Consider the following 13,743-nt stretch of genomic DNA (forward strand, 5'->3'; position numbering starts at 1 on the left):
GCTTGGTACTTGAACCCCGGCGGGAAAGAACATTCCCCAGAACAGTAAAGCCACGGCCTCAACGATATGCTAGAAACAAAAATGCCGCTCACCTTAAGTGAACGGCATTAGCCCAAAGGCTCCTTTTTTTGTGTAATAAGAGCAGGCTTTACTGAGCCAAATACGCTAGCACAACTTCATGGTGATCTTTAGTTTTAAACTTATTGAACACATGAGCAATATTACCATCTTGTCCCACGAGAAAGCTTAAACGATGAATGCCATCGTAGATCTTACCCATAAAGTTTTTCTCACCCCAAACGCCAAAAGCATCAGCAATGGCGTGGTCTTCATCACTGAGTAATGAAAAGTTGAGTGCTTGTTTATCTGAAAACTTAGCAAGCTTTGCAACTGGATCTGGGCTAAGGCCCAATACAGTGACCGATAAGTCATTAAGCTGAGGTTGGCTATCACGTAGGCCACAAGCTTGCACGGTACAACCTGGGGTTGAAGCTTTTGGGTAAAAGTAGACCAGTACGGGTCCTGACTTTAACGCATCGCTCAAGCTAACTGTTTCGTTATTTTGATTCTGTAAGGTAAACAGCGGCGCTTTATCGCCAGCAGCTAACGTATTCATATAATGTCCTCTTTAATCTAAACTATCAATGCCTTGCATATGTTCCAAGGTGCACTCTAACGACATCTCTTTGGCAAGCTCGTAAATACTGATTTCGAGTTTTTCGAGATCAACTTTCTCGGGAACATTAATGGTGAATAAAATATTTTGAGATGGTTTACCCGCATCATCTTCGTCAGCATGGGACTTAACGGCGGCTAAATCTAACGAGCGGTCAGCTAAAAACTGGGTGATCTTCTTCATGGTGCCACGTTGGTCATGGCCATTAAAGTTGACTTCCAAACGGGAAATATAATTCTGCGTAGTATGTTTTGATGTTCGCTTCATGACGGTCATCAATTCAAGCTCAACACTTAAACTCGGCAGGGTAGATTCCATCCTCGTGATAGAAGACCATGAACCTGACAACATCATAATCAAGGTAAACTCATTACCAAAAAGTGCCATTCGACTGTCGACAATATCACAGTCACACTCACTTGCGAGTCGAGCAAATTTACTCACAATGCCTGGACGGTCGGCCCCCATTGCAGTAACGACCAAGTGATTGGACATTAAGTACCTCATTTTTTGTATTAGTAGAACAAAAAAACAGCAGATTTATGATGTGTGCTTTTTTGCGGTTAACAATGCTACCACAAGTTAGTTAATTTGCGATCTTTGTCGTTGATGCAAGCTGGCATATTTAATATATTTCAAGTTGATAATGAATCTGGCATCAGTTGCTCAGTAGTGCTTGTTTTTAACGGCTTGCATCAGTACCATAGCCAGTCCTGAACCCTTGGGGAATACACATGATAAACGGAAGCATCGTCGCCTTAATCACACCAATGAATAGTGATGGCACAGTAGATAATAAGAGTCTTGAACATTTAGTTGAGTACCATATCGCCCAAGGTACAGATGCAATTGTTGCTGTTGGCACAACAGGTGAGTCGGCAACTTTGCCAGCAAACGAGCATATTCAAGTTGTTGCACAAACTGTAAAGTTTGCAGCAGGGCGCATTCCAATTATTGGTGGAAATGGCGCAAATGCAACATCAGAAGCAATAGAACTGACAAAAGGACTATCAAGTGTTGGCGTTGCCGCCATGCTTGGCGTGACCCCTTATTATAATAAGCCGTCGCCTAAAGGGCTTATCGCACATTATAAAGCGGTTGCACAAAGCACTGATGTTCCTCAAATCCTATACAACGTACCCGGTCGTACGGCCGTTGATATGTTACCAGAGACAGTTGCAGAGCTATCGAGTGTGAGTAACATCATTGGCGTTAAAGAGGCTACGGGCGATTTAGCTCGAGTGAGTCAGTTGCGCCAATTATGTGGTGATGACTTTTTACTCTATAGCGGTGACGATGCAACGGCTCGAGAATTTATTTCTTTAGGTGGCAATGGTGTTATATCGGTAGCAAACAATATCGTTCCTAAAGCGTTTAAAGCTATGTGTGATGCTGCATTAGCAGGAAACACTGCCGAAGCTATAAAAGTCGAAGAATCTATTAAATGTTTGTTCGGTGCACTATTTTGTGAAGCCAATCCTATCCCAGTAAAATGGGCAGCTCATAGAATGGGACTTATCAGCCAAGGTGAAATTCGTTTACCTTTAACGGAACTTTCTACCGAGTTTCATGGTCTGTTGCTAGAAGCAATGAAAAATGCCCGAATTGAGGTTTAAGAATAAATGCTAAAGCAAGTATCACCATTATTACTGATCGCAGCTGTTACAGCGTGCAGTACGCCGATTGACAGAAGGCAAGCAAATGACGTGGATCAACAATATCAAGATCTCTCTTCTGCGCCTCAGTTAGTTATGCCTGAAGGTCTAAATCAACCTAACTACAGCAAGGAATATGATATTCCTGAAGTGGGTTCTAAAGTTGATACCACATTAGTGGGTAGTACCTTAGACATTCGTCCGCCGCTACAGGTTTTACCTATGGCAGCAGGTACACGTGTTGAAGAAGGCGATGACAACATTAAGATTATGGTTGAATCGATTGATAATGATTCAGACCTAAAGCAAGAGATCTTCGATGTTCTAAAAGAGTATTTCGCGAGTCAGTCGGTTGAAGTTCGCGCCGAAGATTATGAAGCGGGTACATTTGAAACTGATTGGATTGAAAGTTCTGAAGTGGTCGAATCCAGCTTTTGGGGCAGCGACAAAGTCTATCTATTACGTCAACGCTACAAATACAATGTTGATGTTCGACCACACGGTCGCAGCGGTAGCGTCACCATCGATCTTATCGAACATGAAGAATCTTATGATGGTGAGGAGCAAGAAATTCTACTCAGTGGCGAAGATAAGCGTCGTTATACCATCGATATTCTAAATGAATCGATAAGCTATATGAGTGTGAAACGTGCTCAAGCAATGAAAGCTAAGCGTCTTAAGCAGAGCTTAGGTATTGACGTCAATCTGATTTCAGAGCAAGACGAGCAAGCGTATTGGCTTGCTGACGCTAAATTTAAGCGTACTTGGGATCGTTTGCGCATCGTATTGCCAGAAATGGGCTTTGAAATCGTTGATATGGATAGCAACAAAGGGCTGTTATATATCAATGTGACTGATGACTCAGGTTTTTGGAGCTCATTGTGGGGTGAAAAGAAACTGACACTCGATGAAGGTTCTTACCGTATAGAGCTTAAAGACGACACTGACGATAATAAAACCCAGATCAATCTATTAGGTGCTGACAATGCGCCATTAGATAGCGAAGTTGTTATTGCTATTTACGAAGGCTTTTCCGAGTTAATGGAAGAAGATCGAAAAGTGCGTTAACGCATTACTGCGCATATAAAAAGGAGCCTTGGGCTCCTTTTTTTATATCTGCAATAAACGGGTTTAGAGTTTTGTCATCTCTCGAGCTAATCATATTGAGTGTGTTATATCCGGTCGATAGAGGCAAATTTTAGGTAAAAGGTTGTGATAAGGGTTTTGACCACAGATATACCCCAAATAATTGATAATCTATTGATAAAGTGCTGCTGATTAAGAATGTGACTGGAGTGTGTTATTTGTAAGAAAAAGTAAAACGTATTGATGCATAGTCACAGCAAGGTAAACTACCCCCAATTGAATAAAGTAGTTTGTTAGGAAATCCATGAAAAAAATAACAATAATCATACTGATTGCATTAGCAGCAGGCTTTGGATATCAATATTATCAACAACAGAACGTGGTCAAGGTTAAAAAAGCTAGGCCTACACCCAATGTTGTGGTCGCTAAAGCGACGATTCAACCGATCCGTGATGAAGTGGAAGCGTTAGGCACCAGCAAAGCAAACGAATCTATTACGGTAACCCCTAAAGTGTCTGAGGTCGTGACTAAGGTCAACTTTGAAGATGGTGATTTAGTTGAGAAAGGTCGCTTAATCGTGCAGTTACAAGATAGCGAACAAAGAGCGCGAGTGACGGTAGCAAGAGTGAAAGTGCAAGACCATCAACGGGAATTGGACCGGATCCGCTCGCTAGTCACAAGCCAAACGATTGCAGAGCTTGAGCGAGATCGATTACAAACACTCATCGACACCGCGAAAGCAGAATTAGCGCAATCGCAATCTGCGTTAACCGATCGACGGATAACGGCTCCATTTTCGGGTGCACTCGGCTTACGTCAGGTCAGTGTCGGTGCATTAGTGACTCCTGGTAATGCTATTACTACACTCGATGATATCTCTGTCATTAAGCTGGATTTTTCCGTACCGGAACGCTTTCTTCAATCGTTAGCGATTGGGAAGGTTGTTGAAGCGACAGCAGTTGCGTTTGATGGTGAGATGTTTGTTGGCAAAGTGGTATCTATTGATAGCCGCATCAATCCCAGTACGCGTACCGTCATTGTTCGAGCACTGATCCCAAACCCTAAACACCGTTTGCTTCCTGGCATGTTGATGAAAGTAAAACTCATTAAACAAAGCCGAGAAGCGTTAATTTTACCCGAGTCTGCGATTATACCAATACAAGATAGACACTATGTTTACTTGGTCAATGATGAGGGCGTGGTTGAGCAGCAGCAAGTGACGCTTGGCTTACGAAAACGTGGCTGGGTTGAAATTCTCGATGGCGTTGAACTCGACGAGCAAGTGGTGATCCGCGGTATTTTGAAAGTCCGTCCAGGTGATACCGTTAAGGTGACCTTTAGTGAGAAATTTAGCTTCCTAAAGCAAGCTAGCGTGGAGCCAGTGGCATGATCTTAACGGACATTTCGGTTAAGCGGCCGGTCTTCGCTTCGGTTATCAGCATCTTGTTAATCATTTTTGGTTTAGTGGCATTTGAAAAACTGCCGTTGCGCGAATATCCTAATATCGACCCCCCAGTCGTTTCAATTCAGACTAACTACCGCGGCGCCAGTGCGGCTGTCGTTGAAAGCCGAATTACCCAGCTCGTCGAAGATAGAATTAGTGGCGTTGAAGGCATTAAACATATTAGTTCATCAAGCAGTGATGGGCGCTCGAACGTCACATTAGAGTTTGACGTTGGTCGAGACATTGAAGCCGCTGCCAACGATGTCAGAGACCGAGTGTCAGGTCTTTTGAATAACCTTCCTGTAGAAGCTGATCCACCAGAAGTTCAAAAAGCCAATGGCGGTGATGAAGTCATTATGTGGCTCAACTTGGTCTCGGATCAGATGAACACATTGCAGCTGACCGACTATGCCAGGCGATATCTTGTCGACCGTTTCTCTGTGATCGATGGCGTGGCTAATATGCGTTTAGGCGGTGGTAAAGTCTATGCGATGCGAGTCTGGATCGATAGACAAGCATTGGCCGCAAGAAACTTAACGGTTGCTGATATTGAATCGGCATTGCGATCTGAAAACGTTGAGTTACCTGCAGGTAGCATAGAATCTAAAGAGCGACACTTTACCGTTAGACTAGAAAGAAGTTATCGCACCTCTGATGACTTTGCCAATTTGGTACTCGCCGAAGGTGATGATGGCTACTTGATTAAACTAGGCGATGTGGCAAAAGTCGAAATAGGCTCTGAAGAGGAGCGTATTACGTTTAGAGGTAACCGAGAGGCGATGATTGGTCTTGGTGTGTCTAAGCAATCGACAGCCAATACCTTGGATGTTGCCCGTGCAGCCAATGCTTTAGTGGATCAAATTAACCCCACTTTACCAGCAGGCATGGAAATAAAACGCTCTTACGATAGCTCCGTCTTTATTGAAGCCTCGGTCAAAGAGGTTTATCAAACGCTGTTTATTGCCATGTTCTTGGTCATAGCGGTGATCTATCTGTTCTTGGGCAGTGTTCGTGCCATGCTAATACCAGCACTCACTGTCCCCGTGTCATTAATGGCGACCTTTATCGTGCTTTATGCGCTGGGTTACACCATTAACCTACTGACGCTACTGGCGATGATCCTCGCCATTGGTATGGTGGTTGATGACGCCATCGTTGTACTAGAAAATATCCATAGACGCATTGAAGAGGGCGATAGTCCGCTAAAAGCGGCGTACCTTGGCGCCCGGGAAGTGGCATTTGCTGTAGTCGCGACAACCTTAGTACTGGTTGCGGTATTTATGCCAATCACCTTTCTCGAAGGTGATTTGGGTAAGCTGTTTAAAGAGTTTGCCGTCACAATGAGCGCAGCAGTGATCTTCTCTAGTATTGTGGCGTTAACATTAAGCCCAATGATGTGTTCTAAACTGCTTAAGCCTGCAGGTCAATCTTCTTGGCTTGTAAGGAAAATAGATAGCGGAATGAATAGGCTATCAGCGGGCTATCGAGCTTGGCTTAGAAAGGCAATGTTACATCCGTTTATTGTGTCATCATTCATTCTTGTTGCATTGGTCAGCAGTGCATACCTTGCAACAGAAGTACCGCAAGAGTTTGCACCCAGAGAGGATAGGGGATCTATGTTCCTTATCGTCAACGGTCCACAAGGGGCAAGCTTTGAGTATATCGAATCTTATATGGATGAGATTGAAAACAGATTAATGCCGTTAGTCGATTCTGGTGAGATCAAACGCTTATTAATCCGCGCGCCCCGTAGTTTTGGTCGTAGTTCTAACTTTTCTAACGGTATGGCGATCATCGTATTAGAAGACTGGGCCGTAAGACGCAGTGCCTTTGAAATTATCGGCGATATTCGCGGACGTTTATCTGATTTAGCCGGCGTACGAGCGTTTCCTGTTATGCGTCAAGCTTTTGGGCGTGGTGTGGGTAAACCGGTACAGTTTGTACTGGGTGGCCCTAGTTATGAGGAACTTGCTCGCTGGCGCGATATTATTATCGAAAAGGCGAAAGAGAATCCTAATCTTGTTGGCGTAGATCATGATTATAAAGAGACTAAACCTCAGCTTCGAGTGGTTATCGATAAAGATAGAGCTGCAGATCTTGGGGTTTCTATTTCACATATCGGTCGTACGCTGGAATCCATGTTAGGTTCAAGGCTAGTGACAACCTTTATGCGCGATGGTGAAGAGTATGATGTCATTATTGAAGGTAATCGTGATAATCAAAATACGGCAGCGGATCTTGAGAATATCTATGTGCGTTCAGAACGTTCACAAGAGCTTATTCCGTTATCAAACTTGGTCAGTGTTGAAGAGTTTGCAGATGCAAGCCAGCTGAATCGTTATAACCGTATGCGAGCCATTACCATTGAGGCAAACCTTGCAGATGGTTATAGTCTTGGTGAAGCACTTGATTATCTCAATGATTTGACTCTCGAGTACCTGCCGGCTGAAGCGATCGTCAGTTATAAAGGTCAGTCATTGGATTACCAAGATTCAGGTAATTCTATGTACTTTGTCTTTATCTTAGCGCTCGGTATTGTGTTTCTGGTATTAGCGGCGCAATTTGAAAGTTTTGTTCACCCTGTGGTGATCATGCTGACAGTGCCATTGGCGACACTCGGTGCCTTAATCGGATTGTGGGCAACGGACCAAAGCCTCAATATATACAGCCAGATTGGTATTATCATGTTGGTAGGCTTAGCGGCTAAAAATGGGATTTTAATTGTCGAGTTTGCCAATCAACTGCGTGATAAAGGCGTTGAGTTCCAAAACGCTATTATTCAAGCATCTAGCCAACGTTTACGCCCTATCTTAATGACTGGGATCACCACAGCAGCTGGGGCTATTCCATTGGTAATGGCTGAAGGTGCTGGCGCAGAGACACGCTTTGTCATTGGTGTCGTGGTTTTATCGGGAATCAGTTTAGCGACTTTCTTTACGCTATTTGTTATTCCCGTAGCTTATTCGCTGTTGGCTAAAAATTCGGGTTCGCCAGAGATGGTTGCTCAACAACTCGAAAAAGAGCTTGCGGATTAGGCTAGTTAGAAAGGTGAGTTAAAAATAGACAACAAAAAAGGCGCTTTAAGCGCCTTTTTTATTGTCTGAATATCAACAAAATAGAAAGATAAAATTACTGTGGTTTATCGCCTTTATCATCTTGTTCTTTCTTTTTATCCTGATCGACAGGATCTGTTGATTTAGGTTTCTTCTGATCTTTACCGAACTGAGGCATCTTGTATTTAGCGCTGTATTTAAGCACGGCTAAATTACTGGCGATGACACCAATCACTAATAAAATAAGTAAGCCAACTTCTAGATCAGACATATTCTTACCTTATTGTTAATCAACTGCCAAACGAGATTCACAGATACGAATATCTTCAGGTGTATCCACTTCTGGCGAGTCAAAAGCACTGATGGCGACTTTGATCTTGTAGCCATGTTCTAGGGCGCGTAACTGCTCAAGCTTTTCCAAATCTTCCAATCTACCGAGTGGCAGCTTGGCAAACGTGTGCACAAACTTACGCGTGTAGGCATATACCCCTAAGTGTTTATACACCGGGTAATCGTCAGTATCACGGCCAAAAGGGATGCGTGCACGTGAGAAATACAATGCATTAAACTCATTATCAAACACCAGCTTTACATGCTTTGGATCGTTGAGCTCTTCCTCTTCGGTAATTTGAAATCCGAGAGTTGCCATTCCGAACTCACCAGGGTGACGGTCGAAAAGGCTAATAATTTGTTCGATAGAGATAGGGTCTATCAGTGGCTGATCACCTTGTAGATTAACCACTAAGTCGTCTTCTGCAAGCCCTAGCTGTGTGATAGCATCTTCGATACGATCCGTACCTGAAGCGGCTTCTGCACTTGTCATGATAACCTTACCACCAAAACCTTCGACGGCATCTTTTATGCGTTCGTCATCGGTTGCGACATAGATATCTTTAAGCCCTTTTGCTAGTGATGCACGCTCGTAAACATGCTGGATCATCGGTTTACCGTTAATTGGAGCCAATGGCTTGCCAGGAAAACGACTTGAGCCGTATCGAGCAGGGATCAACAAGGTTACATTCATTCAATTTACCTAATAATAAAATTAATGGGCTTCTTGATAGAAGCCCATTTAGCATCTAAAGAGGACTTAGATACGACGGAATAGCTTAGTGAGCATTTCGTCTGTGACTTTCTCTTCCCAGCCTTCGCCATAAACATTGTCCCAAAGTGGGCCCATGCTCTTCGTGACGGCAACCATCTTAGCGATAGTTTCGTCAGGCAAGTCTTTACAGATATTCTTTGGTAGGACAATGTTATGTTTATCCATCATCTTACGGAACTCTGCAACACCCTCAGGATAGAACTCTTCGAGCACGTCGAATGCTAAACAGTTACCGATACCGTGATGGTAACCAAGTACATAGCCTAGACCATATGAAACAGCATGACATGCACCTACTTGGCTGTAAGCAATGCTCATTCCGCCCATGTAAGATGCCATCATCAGCTTGTCATCTTTCTCTTCATGGTCGTCAATGAAGACTTGGCGACAAAGATCCATCGATTTTTCAGCGAACGCTTTAGCAAATTCGTTGAGGTAGGTACCTTCAAGTGATTCAACACAGTGAATATAGCAATCCATACCGGTATAGAACCACTGATCGGTAGGCACGCCAGCAATTAATTCTGAATCCATGATGATTTGATCAAAAACGGTGTAATCAGAGTTAAGTCCAAGCTTACGCACAGGTCCGCAAAGCACTGCAGTACGAGACGCTTCTGCGCCAGTACCTGATACTGTCGGAATACCGATGTGGTGTACTGCTGGGTTGTTTATTAGATCCCAACCTTGATACTTAGCACTGCCACCGTCATTGGTTAGCATAAGAGCTACAGCTTTTGCTAAGTCGAGGGTAGAACCACCGCCTAGACCGATAACACTTACTGGCAACTTGCCGCTAAAAGCTTGTACTTGTTCAGTCAGCGCATCAACTTGCTTAGTGCTTGGCTCGTCATCGACATTGACATAGATAAGCATGTCTTGGTCTTTAGCAGGGACTCGGCCACTAAGAGGCTTATCTTGGTGAACGTCATCGACCAAAAAGACCACAAAATCATCTTCACTTTTGCGTTCTTCAGCGAGAACAGTATCTAGCTGGACAAACGATCCGCGACCAAAAATCATTTTTGGTACACATTTGAAATTTTTAAAACTCATTACAACATTCTCCGTTGAGACTATTACTGTAAAAAGTGCAATCGCGTCTTAAGAATAGACGCGACAACGAAATAAATCTTATTAAGCGAACGCGCGCTTAATATTTTCGATACGTTGGTTTATCTCTTCTTCAGTCCAAGATAGCTTGATCAACATCGAGATAGTACGGCTCATAATGGCATCAGACTTTGGTACTGAAACCTTAGTATAATCAGGACGATCTTCGATTAATGTGATCGGTAAAGCGGCCGGAGACTTAAGCTCTTGGATATGCTTCCAGTTGTTTAGGTAATGCCAGTTATTGATATACCAGTAGAAACAACCATCAACGCCATTTTCAGCTAACTTCTTGTTGATCTCAATAGTGCGAGCTTCAGTCGGCATAAAGAATGTTAGGAAACCTGCTGAATCGCCTTCTGGATCGGGCAGTTCGCGGAAGGTAAGTTCCGGAATAGTCGCCATTGCATCTTTGATGACTTTCTTATTGGTACGTTGAATATCAATAATTTTATCAAGTTTACGCAGCTGCGCTAAGCCCATCGCAGAGTTTAACTCTGAGATGCGGAAGTTCAGCCCCATCATGGGATGACCTTCAGCGCCACGATCGTTGCCAACATGGTCATGGCCGTGGTCAGAGAACATGTGTGAGTTGTTGTATATGGTTTCGTTGTTAGTGATGACCGCTCCGCCTTCACCACAGGTGATGGTTTTAACAGAATCAAAAGAGTAGCAACCTACATCACCGATGGTACCAAGGGCCTGACCTTTGTAACTAGCACCAATTGCTTGGCAAGCATCTTCAAGAATAACCAGGTTGTGCTTAGCGCAAACTGCTTTAATCTCATCCATCTTACCCATAGAACCACACATTTGAACTAAATTGATGGCTTTAGTTTTTGGTGTGATAACCGCTTCAATACCTTCAGGAGATAAACAAAGCGTTTCATCAATCTCAGCAAAAATAGGAACAGCGCCTGCCATGAATACAGCTTCAACTGAAGCGACAAACGTGAATGGTGGTACGATAACTTCATCACCCGCGCCAATGCCAGCTGCAGCCATTGCGGTTTGCAGTGCAGCGGTACCACTTGATACTAAGTGAGCATGCTTTGCATTCATTTTCTCGCAAAGTAAGGCTTCCATCTCGCGTGTTTTCCAACGATCATTACGCATATGATCGAAGTTATAACGGAAAGTAAAACCGTTCTCCATTACGTCTGCAACTTCCTGCTTCTCTTCAGGACCAAATAATTCAAAACCAGGCATGGACATTTCCTTAGAATTTACTGCGCTCATAAGCGCTAAAAATAACTAATGGATTATAACTGTGATATGGGGGTAACTGCGAGATTTCTTAGCAATTTTCTATCGATTAATGCAATTATACCAATTGCATTAAGTATTTGACCCATTCAGAGCGCCTCAGACTTTTCAATTCAAGGCGCATTGGTGAAGAAATGGTTATTCCCTTTTAAGCCAATGCAAAGCAGAAGTGGAAAGTCTAAGCCGCTCACGTAGTGCGGCCGACGTTTAAAGGAAATGGCAAAGCCCTTTAAGCTTCGTTGTGGGCTTTAGATATACGACTAAATGGTCTATTTTGTTCCATACAAAATAAGACATTCCCACCCTCCTTGGCGGTCAGATTTAGGAGGTAGAGCGAAGCAGGATGCCAGAGCCGAGAATAACTATTAGCTTCAATCCCCCATCTTGCCTACAGGGCTTTGAATTCCCGCTGAATGGTCAAACTTTTAATGCAACTGGTATTACACGCAATAACGGCAGTTTCTGAAATATGAGTATGCTTGTTTGGTTATCGGGAGTCTCAATTTCGCGGTTTAGTGAAAGGAACTACGGCAATAAAAAAGCGCTGCTAAGTTTAGGGAACTGCCACTGGAGAAATCGACAAGAGCGGTGGATTTGGCTAATGCATTGACATACTTGATATAACAAAGGCTATCGACTCTAAAGCACTGATAGCCTGTATTTATATAGAAGCTACTTAGTTTTTATTAAACTCGCTTTCTTTGTTTATTGTCACATCAAGATCAGAGAGTAGGCCGTTTTCGACACTGTATATCCAACCATGAATGGCCACTTCTTGGCCACGATGCCATGCCTCTTGCACTATTGTGGTGCTGCAAACGTTATCGACTTGTTCCATTACATTAAGCTCACACAAACGGTCAAAACGTTCCGCTTCATCCATCTTGGATAACGTTTCTTTATGCAGACGATGAATGTCTCGTATGTGACCTAACCAATTATCAATTAACCCAAGCCTTTCTGTGCCCATTGCAGCCTTTACACCACCGCAACCATAATGCCCTACGACCATGATATGTTTAACTTTTAACACATCGACGGCATATTGAAGTACCGAAAGACAATTAAGATCGGTATGGATCACCATGTTGGCGATATTACGATGAACGAATACTTCGCCAGGCATTAGATCAATGATCTGATTAGAAGGGACTCTGCTATCAGAACAACCAATCCATAAATACTCAGGGTTTTGCTGTTTGGCTAATTGCTCAAAAAATTTGGGGTCTTCTTTGAGTATGCGACCAGCCCAGCGTCTATTATTATCAAAAAGCTGTTTTAGTAATTTCATTCTGCTCTTATTTTCAGTCAGTTAACTAGAACGATGATGCAGGGCAAGCATATCATCAATTGATTACCTTGCTGGTCTATTCAGTAATGGTTGTTTGTGTTCTAACAATCAGTAAAATTGTAGAACACAAACCTTAACTGGTTGTTAAATAATGTTGCGTGACGGTAATGTATGTTTAGTTTGTTTCATTTCTAGCTAATTTGTAGCAGTCAGAAATTCAGTTAGGTGCTGATTAACAAATTCAGCTTGCTCTAAGGTCGATATATGGCCCGCATTAGGAATATGGATAAACTTACTGCCATCAATGGCATCGTGCATTAGGTAACTTTCTAATACTGAGCGTGCTTTATCTTGCACTCCAGCCATAATCAAACAGGGTAACGTCAGTTCTTCCACTTGTTCCAACGTATCTCGTCGGCCGAAAATCATCTTTCCTAAACGGAATAGGCTATCGATTTGCTCGCTGTTGATATTGGCGAGTGTTACATCAAACTTATCAACCAGTAATTGATTAGGATTATCCGCAAAAAACAACGGAATTATAGTGGCTCGTAGAGCTGGGGAAATACCTTTTTCATGCTTTATGACGTCAAGCATAGCGTAGTATTTGTCGCGGGTGATCTCTGGCTCAAAGCCGATAAAGCTATTGAGCATGACCAAGCGTTTAACGCGGGTTGGCGCAAGTAGCGCTAATTCTGCGCCCCACATAGCACCGACAGATAAACCGATAATCGAAAAATCTCCGATATCTAACGAATCCATTAGCGACAGCATTTGAGCAGAGACATCGCGTAAGTTACGGCATTGGGCTGGCATATCTGTTGATAAACCATGACCCCATAAATCGGGGACGATACAACGATATTGTTGACTCAAAAGTTCAATCTGTGGCGCCCACATTTGCGCATCCCACAGGTAGCTGTGCCCAAACAAAAGCACAGGGCCTTGGCCGATATCAATATAGCTAATGGTTTGATTATCGATAGTGTATTGCTGTCTATGAGTGGCAAAATCTAGATTTTTCACGGATTATTCTCTGTCATTGTGAATTTAT

General features: G+C 43.2%; 12 protein-coding genes. 4 read left to right on the top strand and 8 right to left on the bottom strand.

The genetic code is table 11. From position 1 onward, the window contains the following. Positions 1-148: 148 nt before the first annotated feature. On the bottom strand, positions 149-616 hold the full coding sequence (bcp, locus tag L2729_RS18800) for a thioredoxin-dependent thiol peroxidase (protein WP_248989638.1): 468 nt from the start codon (positions 614-616) through the stop codon (positions 149-151). A gap of 12 nt (positions 617-628) precedes the next feature. Continuing rightward, on the bottom strand, positions 629-1,171 hold the full coding sequence (locus L2729_RS18805; protein WP_248989639.1) for a glycine cleavage system transcriptional repressor: 543 nt from the start codon (positions 1,169-1,171) through the stop codon (positions 629-631). A gap of 239 nt (positions 1,172-1,410) precedes the next feature. Between L2729_RS18805 and dapA the strand changes: the two genes are divergently transcribed. The 4 genes from dapA (at position 1,411) to L2729_RS18825 (ending at position 7,896) form a co-directional block, all read left to right on the top strand. After that, a complete protein-coding gene (gene dapA, locus L2729_RS18810; RefSeq protein WP_248989640.1) occupies positions 1,411-2,292 on the top strand; it encodes a 4-hydroxy-tetrahydrodipicolinate synthase in 882 nt (293 codons plus the stop codon). A gap of 6 nt (positions 2,293-2,298) precedes the next feature. Continuing rightward, on the top strand, positions 2,299-3,399 hold the full coding sequence (gene bamC, locus L2729_RS18815; protein WP_248989641.1) for an NlpB/DapX family lipoprotein: 1,101 nt from the start codon (positions 2,299-2,301) through the stop codon (positions 3,397-3,399). A 322-nt stretch (positions 3,400-3,721) separates the two neighbouring features. Next, positions 3,722-4,807, top strand: a complete 1,086-nt coding sequence (locus tag L2729_RS18820) for an efflux RND transporter periplasmic adaptor subunit (RefSeq protein WP_248989642.1) — start codon at positions 3,722-3,724, stop codon at positions 4,805-4,807. Then, positions 4,804-7,896, top strand: coding sequence for an efflux RND transporter permease subunit (locus tag L2729_RS18825; RefSeq protein ID WP_248989643.1), 3,093 nt, complete (start codon positions 4,804-4,806; stop codon positions 7,894-7,896). The genes L2729_RS18820 and L2729_RS18825 overlap by 4 nt, the downstream gene beginning before the upstream one ends. A 94-nt stretch (positions 7,897-7,990) precedes the next feature. On the opposite strand, the gene L2729_RS18830 is transcribed toward L2729_RS18825, so the two are convergent. The 6 genes from L2729_RS18830 to L2729_RS18855 form a co-directional block, all read right to left on the bottom strand. After that, positions 7,991-8,185: a DUF2897 family protein gene (locus tag L2729_RS18830; protein WP_101090957.1), complete on the bottom strand. Its 195-nt coding sequence runs from the start codon at positions 8,183-8,185 to the stop codon at positions 7,991-7,993. Positions 8,186-8,200: 15 nt separating this feature from the next. Continuing rightward, positions 8,201-8,938, bottom strand: coding sequence for a 3-deoxy-manno-octulosonate cytidylyltransferase (kdsB, locus tag L2729_RS18835; RefSeq protein WP_101090956.1), 738 nt, complete (start codon positions 8,936-8,938; stop codon positions 8,201-8,203). 66 nt (positions 8,939-9,004) lie between these two features. Then, positions 9,005-10,075 (bottom strand): 3-deoxy-alpha-D-manno-octulosonate 8-oxidase KdnB, encoded by a 1,071-nt coding sequence (kdnB, locus tag L2729_RS18840; RefSeq protein WP_101090955.1) that lies wholly within the window; start codon positions 10,073-10,075, stop codon positions 9,005-9,007. Positions 10,076-10,156: 81 nt separating this feature from the next. Beyond that, positions 10,157-11,341, bottom strand: a complete 1,185-nt coding sequence (kdnA, locus tag L2729_RS18845) for an 8-amino-3,8-dideoxy-alpha-D-manno-octulosonate transaminase KdnA (RefSeq protein ID WP_248989644.1) — start codon at positions 11,339-11,341, stop codon at positions 10,157-10,159. Between the two features lie 733 nt (positions 11,342-12,074). Continuing rightward, positions 12,075-12,689: a carbonate dehydratase gene (gene can, locus L2729_RS18850; RefSeq protein WP_248989645.1), complete on the bottom strand. Its 615-nt coding sequence runs from the start codon at positions 12,687-12,689 to the stop codon at positions 12,075-12,077. A 195-nt stretch (positions 12,690-12,884) separates the two neighbouring features. Then, entirely contained in the window at positions 12,885-13,715 is an 831-nt protein-coding gene (locus L2729_RS18855; RefSeq protein WP_248989646.1) for an alpha/beta fold hydrolase, read from the bottom strand. Between the last annotated feature and the right edge of the window lie 28 nt (positions 13,716-13,743).

Source organism: Shewanella gelidimarina (assembly GCF_023283945.1).
Classification (GTDB): domain Bacteria; phylum Pseudomonadota; class Gammaproteobacteria; order Enterobacterales; family Shewanellaceae; genus Shewanella; species Shewanella gelidimarina.

What these genes read in the sequence shown, in the direction of transcription:
- kdnB (WP_101090955.1), bottom strand. Translation starts at nt 10,075, where the DNA reads ATGAGTTTTAAAAATTTCAAATGTGTACCAAAAATGATTTTTGGTCGC.
- L2729_RS18825 (WP_248989643.1), top strand. Translation starts at nt 4,804, where the DNA reads ATGATCTTAACGGACATTTCGGTTAAGCGGCCGGTCTTCGCTTCGGTT.
- dapA (WP_248989640.1), top strand. Translation starts at nt 1,411, where the DNA reads ATGATAAACGGAAGCATCGTCGCCTTAATCACACCAATGAATAGTGAT.
- L2729_RS18820 (WP_248989642.1), top strand. Translation starts at nt 3,722, where the DNA reads ATGAAAAAAATAACAATAATCATACTGATTGCATTAGCAGCAGGCTTT.
- kdnA (WP_248989644.1), bottom strand. Translation starts at nt 11,341, where the DNA reads ATGCCTGGTTTTGAATTATTTGGTCCTGAAGAGAAGCAGGAAGTTGCA.
- L2729_RS18805 (WP_248989639.1), bottom strand. Translation starts at nt 1,171, where the DNA reads ATGTCCAATCACTTGGTCGTTACTGCAATGGGGGCCGACCGTCCAGGC.
- L2729_RS18830 (WP_101090957.1), bottom strand. Translation starts at nt 8,185, where the DNA reads ATGTCTGATCTAGAAGTTGGCTTACTTATTTTATTAGTGATTGGTGTC.
- kdsB (WP_101090956.1), bottom strand. Translation starts at nt 8,938, where the DNA reads ATGAATGTAACCTTGTTGATCCCTGCTCGATACGGCTCAAGTCGTTTT.
- bamC (WP_248989641.1), top strand. Translation starts at nt 2,299, where the DNA reads ATGCTAAAGCAAGTATCACCATTATTACTGATCGCAGCTGTTACAGCG.
- bcp (WP_248989638.1), bottom strand. Translation starts at nt 616, where the DNA reads ATGAATACGTTAGCTGCTGGCGATAAAGCGCCGCTGTTTACCTTACAG.
- can (WP_248989645.1), bottom strand. Translation starts at nt 12,689, where the DNA reads ATGAAATTACTAAAACAGCTTTTTGATAATAATAGACGCTGGGCTGGT.